This is a genomic window from Saprospiraceae bacterium (genome assembly GCA_016713025.1).
In the GTDB taxonomy this organism is placed as follows: domain Bacteria; phylum Bacteroidota; class Bacteroidia; order Chitinophagales; family Saprospiraceae; genus OLB9.
On the sequence record JADJPZ010000004.1, the window covers coordinates 1,164,299 to 1,179,843 of the forward strand.

The 15,545-nt window shown below is 36.1% G+C and carries 13 protein-coding genes; 8 read left to right on the top strand and 5 right to left on the bottom strand.

Annotated features, from left to right (window positions below; genetic code table 11):
• Window positions 1-45 precede the first annotated feature (45 nt).
• Window positions 46-765 (bottom strand): GLPGLI family protein, encoded by a 720-nt coding sequence (locus tag IPK35_11370; GenBank protein ID MBK8053839.1) that lies wholly within the window; start codon window positions 763-765, stop codon window positions 46-48.
• A 343-nt stretch (window positions 766-1,108) separates the two neighbouring features.
• Between IPK35_11370 and IPK35_11375 the strand changes: the two genes are divergently transcribed.
• The 3 genes from IPK35_11375 (at window position 1,109) to IPK35_11385 (ending at window position 3,004) form a co-directional block, all read left to right on the top strand.
• Entirely contained in the window at window positions 1,109-1,600 is a 492-nt protein-coding gene (locus IPK35_11375; protein MBK8053840.1) for a histidine phosphatase family protein, read from the top strand.
• Window positions 1,593-1,949 carry a hypothetical protein gene (locus tag IPK35_11380; GenBank protein ID MBK8053841.1) on the top strand — a complete coding sequence of 119 codons (357 nt, stop codon included), beginning with the start codon at window positions 1,593-1,595 and terminating at the stop codon, window positions 1,947-1,949. Before IPK35_11375 ends, IPK35_11380 begins: the two co-directional genes overlap by 8 nt.
• A gap of 173 nt (window positions 1,950-2,122) precedes the next feature.
• Window positions 2,123-3,004, top strand: coding sequence for an acetyl-CoA carboxylase carboxyltransferase subunit beta (locus IPK35_11385; protein MBK8053842.1), 882 nt, complete (start codon window positions 2,123-2,125; stop codon window positions 3,002-3,004).
• On the opposite strand, the gene bshC is transcribed toward IPK35_11385, so the two are convergent.
• Window positions 2,987-4,582, bottom strand: a complete 1,596-nt coding sequence (gene bshC, locus IPK35_11390; GenBank protein MBK8053843.1) for a bacillithiol biosynthesis cysteine-adding enzyme BshC — start codon at window positions 4,580-4,582, stop codon at window positions 2,987-2,989. The genes IPK35_11385 and bshC overlap by 18 nt on opposite strands.
• Window positions 4,583-4,722: 140 nt before the next feature.
• Here bshC and IPK35_11395 point away from each other — a divergent pair, with 140 nt between their 5' ends.
• Together IPK35_11395 and pxpB are read left to right on the top strand one after the other, a co-directional pair.
• Window positions 4,723-5,445 carry a LamB/YcsF family protein gene (locus IPK35_11395; protein MBK8053844.1) on the top strand — a complete coding sequence of 241 codons (723 nt, stop codon included), beginning with the start codon at window positions 4,723-4,725 and terminating at the stop codon, window positions 5,443-5,445.
• Between the two features lie 10 nt (window positions 5,446-5,455).
• Window positions 5,456-6,106, top strand: a complete 651-nt coding sequence (gene pxpB, locus IPK35_11400) for a 5-oxoprolinase subunit PxpB (protein MBK8053845.1) — start codon at window positions 5,456-5,458, stop codon at window positions 6,104-6,106.
• A gap of 26 nt (window positions 6,107-6,132) precedes the next feature.
• Here pxpB and IPK35_11405 read toward each other — a convergent pair whose 3' ends face one another.
• Entirely contained in the window at window positions 6,133-7,257 is a 1,125-nt protein-coding gene (locus IPK35_11405) for a cysteine desulfurase (GenBank protein MBK8053846.1), read from the bottom strand.
• Window positions 7,258-7,569: 312 nt separating this feature from the next.
• Window positions 7,570-8,070, bottom strand: coding sequence for a peptidoglycan-binding protein LysM (gene lysM, locus IPK35_11410; GenBank protein ID MBK8053847.1), 501 nt, complete (start codon window positions 8,068-8,070; stop codon window positions 7,570-7,572).
• 1,026 nt (window positions 8,071-9,096) lie between these two features.
• On the opposite strand from lysM, the gene secDF reads away from it, so the two are divergent.
• The 3 genes from secDF (at window position 9,097) to IPK35_11425 (ending at window position 14,217) form a co-directional block, all read left to right on the top strand.
• The gene (secDF, locus tag IPK35_11415) at window positions 9,097-12,183 is read left to right on the top strand and encodes a protein translocase subunit SecDF (GenBank protein MBK8053848.1); all 3,087 of its coding nucleotides are present in this window, start codon (window positions 9,097-9,099) and stop codon (window positions 12,181-12,183) included.
• Between the two features lie 631 nt (window positions 12,184-12,814).
• The gene (locus IPK35_11420; GenBank protein MBK8053849.1) at window positions 12,815-13,042 is read left to right on the top strand and encodes a hypothetical protein; all 228 of its coding nucleotides are present in this window, start codon (window positions 12,815-12,817) and stop codon (window positions 13,040-13,042) included.
• On the top strand, window positions 12,988-14,217 hold the full coding sequence (locus tag IPK35_11425; GenBank protein MBK8053850.1) for a transposase: 1,230 nt from the start codon (window positions 12,988-12,990) through the stop codon (window positions 14,215-14,217). The genes IPK35_11420 and IPK35_11425 overlap by 55 nt, the downstream gene beginning before the upstream one ends.
• 218 nt (window positions 14,218-14,435) lie before the next feature.
• On the opposite strand, the gene tsaD is transcribed toward IPK35_11425, so the two are convergent.
• Window positions 14,436-15,527 carry a tRNA (adenosine(37)-N6)-threonylcarbamoyltransferase complex transferase subunit TsaD gene (gene tsaD, locus IPK35_11430; protein ID MBK8053851.1) on the bottom strand — a complete coding sequence of 364 codons (1,092 nt, stop codon included), beginning with the start codon at window positions 15,525-15,527 and terminating at the stop codon, window positions 14,436-14,438.
• Window positions 15,528-15,545 lie beyond the last annotated feature (18 nt).

Below are 15,545 nucleotides of genomic sequence, written 5' to 3' on the forward strand. Positions count from 1 at the left end.
TTATTTTTTCTGCTGCAAATATTATTTCTGCTGCAAATTGTATTTTTATTGACCTGAGGATCTTCGACCCATACGGTCTCCCCACATTTGTCTCATTTCCTCCGTCTTTTGTTTTACCATGGTTGTAAACTCCGATCTTGACATTTTATCTCCTTTGGAAGGTATGACCAGTTCAGTAACAGGAGAATTGATGACTTCTGTGGCTATGATGTGTGTTTGTGCACTTTGCACTTCAAGGATGACGCCCGGCAATCCACCAAACTTGTCCGGACCATTCTTTTTAGGAATTTGGGTTGTAAAAAACACAACAAAGTTATTGGTACTATCTTTATAAAATGCTTTCATGCACGTATAGCCAGCTACCACTTTTTGTTCACCTGCACTTATTTTCCATTTGAAATTTTCTATAGTATCCATTACTAAAAAATCTTTACCAAACATATTTTGATGTTCGATCACTTTGGAAGTTGAGATGTTTTTATAAATGGTTTTAGTTGGTCGCATCCTTCTGAACATCCTTGGGGTATTTTCGCTGTCATTATTTTGAGACTTGACATCAGGATCTTTTTCGTATACTGATTCATCATTTTTTAAAATCATCCTGTGGAATGATTCCATTGATTTTGGCATATCGGCCGGCATATTTTCAAACTCAAAGTACACTGTTTGTTTGTACTTGATGATACCTTCTTTAACCTGACCGATCAATGCTGATGAGTGTGCAAATAGGACTATTATAAAAAAACTTTTTAGGGATACATTCATTTTCAAAATAAAATTATTAAGAATTTTAAATAACAGAAATAGAATAAACTGAGAAACTGTATAGTTTCCCTACATATGTCAGACAATATTTAAGTGTAAAGGTTTAACTCAAAGTCAATAATCATTGAATTATATTTCTTTTAACAAGATTTTAATATAATTATATCCGGTATCTTCCAGAAATAAGATTTGAGTAATTGTGATTTCGTAATAAATTCTCACAACATTTTGCCTAATTTTATGATTTATAAAAGGTAAATTTCAACAATTGCCGATCGCAAAGGGTGTTGATTTTTTGTGTAGTATGTAGCAGTTTTTAAAAAAAATATCAAAAAAATTTATCTTGAAAAAAGTAATCATAGTAAGGCACGCAAAATCTTCCTGGGATGATTTCAGGATGACTGATTTTGAACGTCCACTTGACCAACGTGGTCTTCGGGATGCTCCTTATATGGCAAAATTATTGAAAACTGAAGGTCTGAAACCTGATGTGATCTATACCAGCGATGCTAATCGGGCTCAAACCACTGCCAACTTTTTTGCCTCAGAATTTGATATGGAAATCAAAAAAAAACATAGCCTTTATCACGGTGCACCTGATGATTATCTCGATGTCATCAGAATGGAAAATGATCATTATCAAACCATTGCATTATTTGGACACAATCCAGGCATTACTTTCCTTACTAATCTGATTAGCCCTGGAAGTACACACAATATTCCTACTTGTGGCATCATCGTAGCTGAATGGAACAGCTCAAAATGGGGTAATTGCGACTGGCAAAAAATGAAGTTATTAAAAATTTTTACACCTAAAGGCGATAATCATGAGTAAGGCCTGTGTGATTTGGCTGCTTTTAATAATTATAGGATGTGGGAAAGGCCATAGTCCGAAGCTTATCCTGACAAATGATGAGCTCGTAAAAGCCATGGTAGAGTTGTACACCATCAATGCAGCCCTCGAAATAGACGATATGACTCTCAGGGATAGTCTTTCAGCAGTTTATCTCCGCAAAGTTGCAGATATCACAGGTCATTCCCCTGAAATCATCAGGAACGATTTTGACAAATTGATTTTAATGCCTGATACTTTGCTCATGATTCAGGGTAGGGCATTGGATACTTTACGCTTTCTTCAAGATAAATCTCCCACATCATCTCCAATTAGCATTGGTTTGGAATGACTTATTTATACCAGTATAAGCTTACAACTAATATAATATCAATATATTACATAGCTGTTAATTATTTATATATTTAATTTCAATCATTCATTACTCTTTGATCAGGTTATATTTTTACTTTTGCAGTTTATTGACTGACTTTTTAGACCCGTAAAACCTTAAAATTTAAAGCCATGAGTTGGTTTAAAAGACTGAAAGAAGGAATCCAGACAGCAACAAAAAACAAAAAGGAAACACCGGATGGTTTATGGCATAAATGTCCAAGTTGCGGTGAAATGACCACGGTCAAAGACCTTCGGGAGAATCTTTTTATTTGCCCGAAATGTGATTACCATACACGTATTAGTTCATTAGATTATTTTGAAATTATATTTGACGGAAAGTACTCAAGAATGTTTGACAATATCATCTCTGTCGATATGCTTGAATTTAAGGATGTAAAATCCTATGAGGACCGTCTTGCAGAAGCCTACAAGAAAACCAATCTCAATGATTCTATGTGTGTCGCTGCTGGAAATGTCAATAAATATCCATTAGTTGTTGCCTGTATGGATTTTGGTTTTATCGGTGGTTCGATGGGATCCGTAGTAGGAGAGAAGATTTCTAGGTCTATTGACTACTGTATAGCACATCGGGTACCTTTGATGATCATTTCCAAATCAGGAGGTGCGCGGATGATGGAGTCTGCTTTTTCTTTGATGCAAATGGCAAAAACATCCGCGAAGCTGACTCTTATGGCAAAAAATGGAATTCCTTATTTTTCATTTATGACTGATCCAACCACAGGTGGAGTTACAGCTTCTTATGCGATGCTTGGAGATTTAAATTTTGCTGAACCGGCAGCACTTATTGGTTTTGCAGGTCCGAGAGTTATAAAAGAAACTATCAAAAAAGATCTTCCTGAGGATTTTCAGACTTCTGAATATCTTTTGGAACATGGCTTCCTTGATTTTATTGTACATAGAAAAAACCTTAAAGAAAAACTTGGAGATATTCTATCCTGTTTTGATCTCAAAAAGTCAGAAAGTAAAGAATTATCAGAAATACAAGAATAAAAAGCTCTTTTCAAAGGGATCACAAATGGCTATAAGTTCATCTTGCAAGGACATACCTTCCACTGATAAGTACTGCAACATGCTTTCTTTTCTTTCCTGAAGGTTGTTTTCAGGAAAGAGTTTTTGCCTTATGTTCTTTAATTGGTTTATGGCTGTTTCTTCTTTATGTTTGATGGATTTTTTGAGCCTTGCTTCAATACCTTCTATATTCTTGATCACTTTATGTCCCTCACTTAAGACATAAGGAGCCAATGTTGGGTCAATGATTTTAGCACGTTCTGATATTGATGTAAAAATCTGATTGACTTTTTCTATTTCATTGGCTAAGTGGAAATCAACTTCTGCAACATGCTCAAGATATTCCGTGATCATTTTATTTTCGTCTTTCAAAAGCAAATGGAGAGTAATTCCAGGTTTGTCCATAGATTTCTGCACTGCTTTTGTCATCATCATGAGAGAATTTCTTCTGATAAGTGCCGGAAAGAAAACACCAAAATATTCAAACTGCGATTTCCTTTCCAACCAATATGCTATTTCGCCTCCACCTCCAATATAGGCAATATTGGGCAAAATATATTCCTGAAATATAGGTCTCATAATGACATTAGGGCTAAATCGCTCCGGATACTCATCAATCAACTGCTTTATTTCAGCTTCTGAAAAAACCAGTTCTGTGTGATTTACATGATATTGATTATTTTCAAAATAGATGCGCTCCCGCAATCCATCCAGCATGTAAAATAAATTGATATCTCTCGCAAATGCTTGTGGTCGGAAACCCAAAGTAGACAATTCATCCTGCGTTTTTTGAATTAAATGAATACTTTTTCTCTCTAATATTTCTTTTTTTATGTGCGGAGCAAAAGCATTTTTAAATCTTGAATCATCCATATTAAGCACAATGAGTCCGTTTGCTCCAAAAAAATTATTCAACCATGAAAATACAAAATCATTGTAAGTATTTGCATTGTAGAGAGCTGTTTCAAATGTAGAGATGATTTCTTTTACATGATCATTGTGACCGAGGATTTCCTGAACATTTTTGATCACTTCTTCCAGACCAGCCGTCGAAAATCTACCTACCGGGCCTTTTGATTCATTTTGCCACTCAATGGATTTATTATACAAAAATATAGATTTGACTTCATCAAAGTCATGATCCTCAGATCCACTGATAAAAACCGGCACAAACTTGCAATCATTAAATTTTTGACTTAATTGTCTGCACAGATTTATAGTGGAGTATATCTTATAAAAATAATATGCAGGCCCACCCATGAGACACGGTTGATGTGCGGTGACAATAGTAAATGTATTTTCTTCCTGCAGATCTTTAATATTCTGAGTTTGAAGATCAGTGGGTTCTGATTTTGTGTACTGATCCTGCAAAACACTTACCAGGAGAGCTCTGTCTACAGGAAACCGATTCCTCCTGACTTCAATTGCATCTTTCAAACCATCCAAATCAGGCGTAAATTCAATGAAATGTTTAAGTCTCTCCGGATTTTGCTGATAAAATTTATCTTTAAATGAAAGTGAATTTATCTCGTTAAAAGGTACTTTTTCTATGCGAAGCATGTGGGTGTTACATTAAAATTTACAGGTGTTGGTATAACTTTTTGATTTTCTAATAAAGATTTTTTTTTAAACACATTGACAACAACCTGAAATTTAATAGTTTTGTTCATTTAATATAAAAATCTAACTCAAGCAGCATCATGAAAGGATTACATATAAATTGCGATATGGCAGAATCTTATGGCAATCTGACATGTGGTAATGACATTGATATCATGCCGTTCGTAGATGCAGTAAATATTGCTTGTGGATTTCATGGCGGAGACCCGTTGACTATTTTGGATACTATCACTCAGGCTCATAAATTTAATAGACAGATTGGTGCTCATCCATCGTATCCTGATTTAGTAGGATTTGGCAGGAGATACATTGAGATGACATCATCTGAGCTTTATGCAGCATTACTGTATCAGATTGGGGCAGTAAAAGCTTTGACGGAGACTATTGGAGGTAAATTATACCATGTCAAACCTCATGGTGCCTTGTACAACACCGCATTTTTAAATCAAAACGTGGCATCAATTATTGTTGATGTTGTGAAAGCTATCGATGCAGGTTTGATAATTTTCGCCCAGGAACATTCTCTTCTTGAAAAAACAGCGAACAAGTCAGGTTTGAAAGTAATGTATGAAGGATTTGCTGACAGAAAATATAATGATGATGGCACTTTGGCACCGAGACATCTGCCGGGAGCGGTTATCTCTTCGCCTGCAGAAGTCAAAGAGCAAACATTTTTGCTTCAGGAAGGAAAGGCTATGACCATCTCCGGAAAAATAATTAAAGTTGCAGCGGATACAATTTGCCTTCATGGTGACCACCCTGAAGTTATAAAATCCTTAACTTTGATCAGAAACTATTCTTAGTTTTAGTCCCATGTTTGAAAAAGTAAGACAGTTTGGTCCCAATGCTATATTGATAGAATGGCAACAATCCATATCAGACGATGTCATCGACGAAATCGCTTTTTATACCACAGAGTTAAGAGATGCAAATATTGATGGTATCGTAGATATTGTTCCTGCATATGCATCATTGACGATTTTCTTCAATCCGGAGTTACAAAATCTTCAAAAGTTGATGGAGATTTTAAATAATATCAAATACCACCAGGTTAAGTCTGTCAATGTAAATATTTGGGACATTCCGGTACGGTACGACAGTGAGCAATCAGCAGATATGATGACTCTAATGAAATACACAGGATTAAACAGAGACAGCATAGTAGCATTACACTCTGAAACAATGTATAAAGTGTGTTTCATAGGTTTTTTGCCAGGTTTTTTATACCTTAGTGGTCTTCCTTCAGAGCTTTGTATACCTCGGAAAAATGTTCCATCTACCCACATCGAAAAAGGGTCAGTGGCGATAGGTGGATGTCAAACAGGTATTTATCCCTGCGATAGTCCAGGTGGATGGCATGTGATAGGAAACACAGATTTTGATTTTATTCAATATATTAATATGCCGTATTGTCCTGTTCAGCCTGGAGATACAGTTAAATTTGTTCCTTTATTATCATCATAAAATTTTTAAAATTTTGATAAAGATACTCAGATGACTTCTTTCAGCTTTTCGATTGTATAATTCAATTCTTCGACAGTATTATATGGTGAAAATGAAAACCGGATAGTTTTTCTTTCTTTTGGATGTTTTATAGCTTGTATGACATGTGAGTCTTCTTCAATACCGGCACTACATGCGCTTCCTGATGATGCAGAAATGCCATTAATATCCAGATTCATCACCAGCATTTCAGTTTTCGGCCCAGGAGGAAATGAGACACTTAAGATATGTGCAAGAAAGTGATCATCCTGATTTCCATTGAAAGAGATGTCGCTGATACTATTTGACAATTGTTGTTTCATTAGATTTCTCAGATTTAGGACATACTTATAGTTTTCAACCATATTCTTTACAGACATATCCAGTGCTTTTTCTAAACCTGCTATAGCAGCTACATTTTCAGTACCGGCTCGCATATTTCGTTCCTGAGCACCTCCATGTATATAGGCTGGAAGTATGTATTCATTACTTATATACACAAATCCGATTCCTTTGGGACCATGAAATTTATGGGCTGATGCGGATAGAAAACTGATATTGGATGATTGGATGTCGATCGGATATTTACCAATTGTCTGAACAGCATCACAATGAAAAGGTACATTAAATTTTTTACATATTTCACCGGTTAATTGTAAGTCAATCATGGTTCCTATCTCATTGTTGCCGTGCATAAGGCTGACCATAGTTGCTGAACTGTCTTCTTCCAACAGTTTTGTGAGTTGATCAGTATCCGGATTCCCTTTTTGATCGACACGTAGATAAATGACTTCGATCAGCCTTGATATTGCTAAATATTGGACAGTGTGCAGGATACAATGGTGCTCTGTCGGTGATGTGATGATCCTTTTGATATGGAGATATTCGACTGCGTTTTTCAGAACCATATTATTGGCCTCGGTCGCCGAGGATGTAAAAAACACTTCTGATATTGAAGCATTGATTGTTTTGGCGACAGTTTTTCTTGCTTGCTCGATCAGTGACTTGGTCTTTCGGCCATGCCAGTGTATAGAAGATGGATTGCCAAAATCTTCTTTGAAAATACGACACATCACTTCGACAACCTCATCTGTCATTGGTGTTGTTGACGCATTATCAAAATATACTCTCATATTTAGATTTTTGTGTAAAAGTAAAAATATTTTGAAATCAATGTATACCAAACAGAAAATTGATTTCGAAAATTTACAATCATAATTATTTAATTTACAATACATTATGTTTTAAATATTTCGCAGAATATTTTCTGTCCACTACAATTCAGTTAAGACATCTTTATTAAGTCTTTCCCTTGTATATGAAAGATTTAGATAGGGTAAAAACAAAGAAAAATTCCTTATCTAAACGAGATTGATTTTGAAATAACAAAAATGCCGTACCTGCGAGGCAGATACGGCATGGTATTGTATCCTTTAGGATTTCATTTATAAAACTGGTATCCGTAATACTTGACCAGGGTATATAAGATCAGGTGAAGTAAGCATAGGCTTGTTTGCTTCGAAGATCGCAGGATATTTCATCATATCCCCATAATGTTCTTTTGCGATTTTTGAAAGAGAGTCACCTTTTTTGACTTCATAAAAAGTGGCTTCCGGTTCTGCATTGATCACAGAGATTCTGTCGTCTACAGTAGCAATACCTTCCGTATTACCAACTATAAGAATCACTTTTTCTTTTGCGGTTGTCGACTCTACCTGACCGTATACAGTCGCTTTGTCATCATCTACCACGATGTCCAGATTTTCTACAGGAATACCATGTGAAACTACCTGAGCTGCGAGTGCTGCGGCTTTGTTTTTTTCTGCGGCTTCTTGAAGCGCTTCCATTGCTGCATTAGGATTTGTTGCAGGTGCTGTGGGTGCTGCTTCAGATTTTCCTCCAAAAAGTTTTGATCCGGCAGCCTTTAAAAATGAAAATAATCCCATAATTAATTGATTTTAAAATTAATAAAATATAACCAATATCGGTTACGACGCAAATAACGATAATTATCTAAAATTAATTTCAAAACTTGGAAAATATTTTAAAATTTTCATATCAAATTTTAATTTTTTAATTGAAAAACTCTGATTAAAAAGACAGGTTGTACTTCATTTTTTCGCATCACATTAAAATTCATAATTTTTTTTTGCGATTCAGGCAAGATGCCTTAACATATTGCATCGTAGCTAAAAGCTACGACGAACAAACGATGCTTTAGAGACATGATCCTGCAGATAAATTACTCCCGCCAATCGGGGCAGGAGCGTAGCTCTGTCATCTTTGTAGAAAATATTAACACCTGAAACATGAGGGGTGTAGCCCTGACATCTTATAATTACCACATCTTTTAAGATCGCAGGGCTACGCCCCTACGTAATGGTGTGTGGATATTTTCGCTACAAAGATCTCAGGACTACGTCCCATTTATTAATCTCGGACATAAAGATTAGAGATAATACACAGGTTGTATTTCATTTTTTCGCATCACATTAAAAATCATCATTTTATTCGCAATTTAGGCAAGATGCCTTAATATATTACATCGAAGTTACAAGCTACGACGAACAAACGAAACTTGATAAGAAATCGAGCACAGTGCGAAAAAATGATATGCACCTAAAAGACTTCTTCTAAGATTGTAAAAAAAATATCAAAACCATTCCCTTTTCTAATGCTTTAATTGATGAAGCAAGCCATATACTATAGAATGTATTGCAAAGTCAAGCTATTAATAAACAATTTTTTAAATGCTCTTTTGAAAGGGGAAATAAAGTAGCTGATTATCATAATTTGAAAAATTAAAATAAAAATCATTTTACATTAATAAATTATATTATTTATAATCAACAGTAAAACAGTATTTTAACAAACTGATATTTTTTTTTAAAGATATGTTTTTATTATTTTCTTACAAATTTAACAAAAGTCGTATATTTGCGGAGTTTTTTCAAAAATGACATATTATTACAATGCAAGGAAAAGGTTTAGTTAAAGTATTTTTGGTATTAATTATATTGGTTTGCTTATTGCAATTCGCTTATTTTATACCCACCAACAAGATAGAAAATGCCGCAGATGATTATGCAATGAATATTGCAGGACCAAATGCTACGGAAGCAAGTAAAGAATTTAAAACTGCGAGAGCTAAATTTCTTGACTCTGTTTCAGGTCAGGAGATTTTTACTATTCCACTCATAAAATCGTACACCTACAGTGAGGTGAAAAAGCAACAATTGGCTTTGGGTCTTGACCTGAAAGGTGGAATGAGTGCCGTTCTTCAGGTTGACCTGAAAGACTTTTTAAAATCTTTGGCCGGACGAAACAGCAATAATACAAATTTTCAGAAAGCTTTGGAAAATGCCACTGCTGCTCAGAAAACTTCGCAATCCGATTACATTACATTGTTTGCAGAAGCATATAGAGCAATTGCAGGTCCTGATCAACTTGCCAGAATATTTGCCAGAAATGAAACATTGGGTGAAATTAATGCCACTACCAATGATGGAGTGGTCACTCGTCTGATAAGACAGAAAGCAAATGAAACTGTCAATCTTACCTTTGAAAGACTTAAGAAAAGGATTGATAAGTTGGGCGTAGCACAGCCAAATGTGTCTCTCGACCCCAACAGAGATATCATCATCGTGGAGATGCCAGGTATCGACAATCCTGCCAGAGCGAGACAATTCCTTTCTGCGAGTGCAAAGCTGGAATTTTGGGAGACATACAGATTTTCTGATCCTGGTGTTGTTGAAGCCTTCAGAGCGGCTGATGCAGCTTCTTCTGTCGGTGTAGTGGATACGGCTAAATCATCTGTACCATCCATAGTGATGAGGGATTCAGTGATTTATGATAACTTAGGTAAACCTGTAGATACTGTTCAGGTAGCCACTACAACTAATAACAACTCAACAAACACAGGAGTTTTGCTTAAAAATCTGTCGCTCAATGGCGGTACCATGAGTCCCAGTGTCATTGGGGTATCTGACAGAAGTAAAATTTCTACTATCAATTCCATTCTGCAAAGGGAAGATATTAAGGCAATGTTTCCAAAAAATGCTCAATTGATGTGGTCATACAAACCAAGCCAGGATGTGGATGGACTGGTTACCAATAATTATGAGCTTTACATGATCAGAAAACAAGCGAATAGCGAAAATGCTCCTCTTGATGGAGACGTAGTGACAAGTGCTGTACAGACACTAAACCCTGTAAATGGTGAAGTAGAGGTAAATGTAAGGATGAACGCTACAGGGTCTAAAAAATGGGCTGAAATGACCACCAAAGCTGCTAATGACGGCAACAGAGAGATAGCAATAGCATTGGATGGTGAAGTGGTGTCAGCGCCAAGAGTAAATGATGCAATCACTCAAGGATCTTCTTCTATTACAGGTAACTTTACGGTAGAAGAAGCGATCGATTTTGCCAGTATTCTTGAGGTAGGAAAACTTCCTGCCAGAACAGAAATCGTTCAGGAATCTAATGTTGGTCCTTCTCTTGGAAAAGCAAATATATCTAAGAGTATTAATTCACTTCTTATTGGATTCTTATTAGTCATCCTGACTATGATTGCTTATTACGCAGGAGCAGGTGTCATAGCCATCATTACATTATTGTTAAACGTATTTTTGATATTTGGTACACTTTCAAGTTTTGGTACTGTACTTACCTTGTCAGGTATTGCGGGTATCGTATTGACTATCGGTATGGCCGTGGATGCCAATGTCATCATATTTGAAAGGATAAAAGAGGAGTTAACAGCAGGTAAAACATTAAAACAAGCTATCTCTGATGGATTTTATCATTCATACTCAGCGATCATCGATGCCAATGTGACTACTATTCTTACTGCGATGATACTTTCATATTTTGGTCTTGGGCCTGTAAAAGGATTTGCAGTAGTATTGATTATAGGGGTACTGTGTTCTATATTTACCGCTGTATTGGTGTCAAGGCTTTTGATTGAATGGTGGGTTGGCAAAGGAAATGATTTATCATTCTGGACTAATTTTTCAAAAGGTGCTTTTAAAAATATCAACATAGACTGGATTGGTAAGAGAAAAATTGCATATATTATTTCAGGAGTGTTTATTCTGGCAGGACTAATATCCATATTTACAAAAGGCTTTGACCTTGGCGTAGACTACAGAGGTGGTTACTCCTACAATATACAGTTTACGCCGCAAGATGGCATGACTGCGGAAAAACTCAGAGATGGAATGACCAAGGCTCTTGGCGGTGCTCCGATCGTCAAGCAGGTGGATGCAGATAACACCTTCCAGCTTACAACTGCTTATCTCATCAATGAAACAGCTGAAGGAACTTCTTCAAAAGTGCTTGCAAAGGTGCATGAAGGAGTACAAAGTGTCACCGGATCTCCAATATCTTTAGAGGATTTTTCTAATCCTGAGACAGCAGATGAGAAGATTCATATAGTAAGCTCAGCTCAGGTAGGACCTACCATTGCAGATGACCTTAAGAGATCTTCATTATATGCGGGACTTTTCGCACTATTGGCTATTTTTCTTTATATTTTGCTGAGATTCAGCAAGTGGCAATATAGCGCAGGTGCCATTATTGCATTATTTCATGATGCACTGGTAGTATTAGGAGTATTTTCAATTTTTTACGGAATTGTGCCTTTCTCACTTGAAGTAGATCAGGCTTTTATTGCAGCCATTCTAACGGTGATAGGATACTCTATCAATGATACAGTGATCATTTTTGACAGAATCAGAGAGTACTTTGGGCTTCACGTCCATCAGTCAAAAGATGAAACTATCAATATGGCGATCAATACTACTTTATCAAGGACGTTGATGACAGCTTTCACAACAGTGATAGTTGTGTTGATTTTATTCATGTTTGGTGGTAGTAGTATCAAAGGTTTTTCATTTGCACTGCTGGTGGGTATTGTAGTAGGTACGTATTCTTCCGTATTTATAGCAGCTCCTATACTGCACGATTTGGGATCTGATCTCAAGATAACCAGACGTGAGCCAACAAAAGATGCCGGCAAATCGGAAAAGAAATCATTTGCCCGTGCAGGTAAAAATTAGTTACATTTGGACCTTTGAACTTTGATGTTCTCAAAGTTAATAAATTTTTAAAGACTTCTTCATTTGATCATACAGAACGGTTGATAAAGACCATTCTGGATTAAATGAAGAAGTTTTTTTTATTTACATCTTGTTTTTTGGTAAGACCACATCATTCTTCAGTATCTAAATTCAAATGTCGTTTAGTTAAGACCTCATTATGAAGTCTTTCCCTTGTAAGGGAAAGATTTAGATAGGGTAAAAACAATGAAAAATTGGGTGTATCCCAAAATTGCACTATGTTATCTAATTTTTAAGTTTCTAATTTAGTGTATTATTCTAGTAGTTAAGAGTTAAAAGGTGGGTCGTCTCAAGCTACGCTTGGGAATGAGGGTTATTGGGAAGGTAATTTTGGCTTTTCTTACCCCTGCCCCTTATATGTTTGCATTTTAAAAATTAATGGTTTCAAGATAAACAAATAATTTATAACTTGGCGGTTGAAGGGGAACACCCCTTGATACTTAGATATCGTCCTTTAGTGTCCCTTTCGCCAAGCTTAATCATGAGGTATAACTTGATACATTGATATCGTATAACATAAGGGAATGTAAGGCTTGACACTTTTTTTAAAACATTTTAAAGTAATTTATGTATGAAAGTTGGATTTGGAGGACTGGACGCAAGTAAAGGTTATTGTGATTTCAGTTTAATTTCGAAGGGTAATGAATTTACTAATCGCAGGATGAATTTTATTGATAATCAATCCGGTCTTGATGAACTCAAAAAGTCTTATCACAGGCACTTTTGTCTATTGATAAAATTTATTTGGCTATTGAAAGTACCGGTGGGTATGAAAACAATTGGTATAATCAATTGGTAAGTTTTGATAAGCGAATCATCATGTTCAGGATTAATCCGTTGCGGACACATCATGAGTCAAAAAAGAATATGCATCGCAATATTAATGACGCCATCAGTAGTGAAATTATAGCTAGGCATGTATCTGAAAATTATGAAGAACTAGAGAAAGCCAAGCCTAGATCCTTACATTTTTATACTGCGAAACAGATGCACAAAACTATACAAGGATTTATTAAACAAAAGACGAGAAATATCAACCAACTTGAGAAAGTAGTGTATAGTTGTATTCCTGGTCTTTTAACTTTTAGTAAAAATGGCATGCCAAAATACATGTATAAATTACTTCAAAAGTATCCATCAAAGGCAAAGATATTAAATGCGAAAACAGCTTCTTTGGCTAAAATCAAAGGGTTAACCATGGAGAAGGCTGAGGCCATCCAAAAAGCGGTGAAGCTAGATTCAGGGTCGGGTAATACGATACTTACTGAGCTAAATATTAAAACATTGGCCCAAACTATTAACTTATTCTCCACCCAGATCAAAGAACTTCAATCAGAGCTTGCTAAACACGGAGCCAACGACTTAGCGGATTTCTTAGTCACAATTCCTGGTTGCGGCATCGAGTCAGCAGTGTCATTAAGCATAGAAATAGAAGATATAAATCGATTTAACAGTGCCGCATCACTTTGTTGCTATTTTGGAGTACACCCAGAAAACCATACAAGTGGTGATATATCAAAGAAACCTAAAATGAGCAAAAAAGGAAGTAGTTCATATAGGGGTACAATATACATGGTAGCTAAAAATGCGATTATGTATGACCCTTATTTTAAAGAGATATATTCAAATCAAAGAGCGAAAGGTAAGACCTATAACGATGCTTTAGGTGTAATAATGAACAAGTTAACAAGAGTAATCTATGGTATGCTTACAAACAAAGAGGCATACGATTCATCAAAACCTAAAACACAAAAAAGCAAACCAGTAGACGCAGATCAGCAAATAGAGAAGTTGGAAAAAGAAACCGCAGATTATAAATCAGAGCTGGAAAAGATGCAAAACGCACCAGTTTCTCGTAGAGCAGAAAATAAAATAAAAAGGCAATGGAAGAGTCTCAAAACTCAATTGAAGAGTTGCGCACGAGATCAAAACCATTACCAAGTGCAAACATATAAATTTGTTTGCACTTGGTAATAAAAAACACCGCCAAATATTATAAAATCAACGGTATAACTAAAGGGGAATTCAGCGCTTATATTAGGAGAATTTGAGTGGGTCGTCTCAAGCGTAGCTTGACAGGCTCATCAGAGCTTGCCAAGCTATGCTTGGGATTGAGGGTCGCGGGCAGTTTAAACAATTTAAGTGCAAAAATGGGATACACCTGGAAAATTCCTTATCTAAACAACATTGATCTAAAACTCCATTCTTGAGAGCGGAGTTACACTTTGGTCTGAAAATAAGCCTTCCAAATATCTGTAATAGCCTGTGATACCAATCATACCAGCATTGTCTGTACACAAGGAGAAAGGTGGAATGTAAGTCTGCCACCCAAAATTTTCGCTGGTTTCAATCAATCTTTTTCGCAAAAAATGATTGGCTGAAACACCTCCGGCAATGGCAATATGGTGGATACCTGTTTTTTTACTGGCTTTTATCAGCTTTTTAATTAAGATTTCGACTATGGTAGTTTGGACAGAACAGCAGATATCATTTAGATTATTTTTGATAAATTGAGGATCGTTTTTGGTTTCTTTCTGCAGGAAATACAGAATAGATGTTTTCAGGCCACTAAAACTGAAATCAAGATCACTTACCTGAGGCTCTGGAAATGGAAACACATTTTTTCCATCCTTTGCAAGTTGGTCAATAACCGGACCAGCAGGGTAGGGCAATCCTAACATTTTTCCGGTCTTATCAAAGGCTTCTCCAGCAGCATCATCTATGGTGCTGCCCAAAATAATGAGATCAGTAAAGCTATTGACCTGCACGATCTGAGTATGTCCTCCGGAGACTGTAAGGCACAGGAACGGGAATGGTGGTTTGTTTTCTGTGGCAAAATGCGCCAATACATGTGCATGCATATGTTGTACTTCAATCAAAGGAATATCTAAAGCCAAAGCCATACCTTTTGCAGTGGATACACCTACGATCAGACTGCCGAGCAAACCAGGCCCCCTTGTAAATGCTATAGCATCAAGATCGCCGACCTCAATGTCTGCATCTTTCAAACAAGTGTCTATCACCGGGATGATATTGGAAAGATGCTGCCTGCTGGCCAATTCCGGGACCACGCCACCATAAATACTATGAATATCCTGATTGGCTGTAAGATTACTTACGATCTCTCCATCCTTGATGATGGCGGCACTGGTATCATCACAGGAAGATTCAATAGCAAGGAGATAAATATTATTTTTTGACAAGAAAGATTTTTGTTTTAGGGTTTTTATAAAAAAAAATGAATAAATTTGCCAACGATACACCAAAAGTATAAATTTGTGCATCATTATTTTTATTTTATC

Coding starts and splice junctions, on each gene's coding strand:
- IPK35_11370 (MBK8053839.1), bottom strand. CDS start 765: ATGAATGTATCCCTAAAAAGTTTTTTTATAATAGTCCTATTTGCACAC.
- IPK35_11380 (MBK8053841.1), top strand. CDS start 1,593: ATGAGTAAGGCCTGTGTGATTTGGCTGCTTTTAATAATTATAGGATGT.
- IPK35_11385 (MBK8053842.1), top strand. CDS start 2,123: ATGAGTTGGTTTAAAAGACTGAAAGAAGGAATCCAGACAGCAACAAAA.
- bshC (MBK8053843.1), bottom strand. CDS start 4,582: ATGCTTCGCATAGAAAAAGTACCTTTTAACGAGATAAATTCACTTTCA.
- IPK35_11395 (MBK8053844.1), top strand. CDS start 4,723: ATGAAAGGATTACATATAAATTGCGATATGGCAGAATCTTATGGCAAT.
- pxpB (MBK8053845.1), top strand. CDS start 5,456: ATGTTTGAAAAAGTAAGACAGTTTGGTCCCAATGCTATATTGATAGAA.
- IPK35_11405 (MBK8053846.1), bottom strand. CDS start 7,257: ATGAGAGTATATTTTGATAATGCGTCAACAACACCAATGACAGATGAG.
- lysM (MBK8053847.1), bottom strand. CDS start 8,070: ATGGGATTATTTTCATTTTTAAAGGCTGCCGGATCAAAACTTTTTGGA.
- secDF (MBK8053848.1), top strand. CDS start 9,097: ATGCAAGGAAAAGGTTTAGTTAAAGTATTTTTGGTATTAATTATATTG.
- IPK35_11420 (MBK8053849.1), top strand. CDS start 12,815: ATGAAAGTTGGATTTGGAGGACTGGACGCAAGTAAAGGTTATTGTGAT.
- tsaD (MBK8053851.1), bottom strand. CDS start 15,527: ATGCACAAATTTATACTTTTGGTGTATCGTTGGCAAATTTATTCATTT.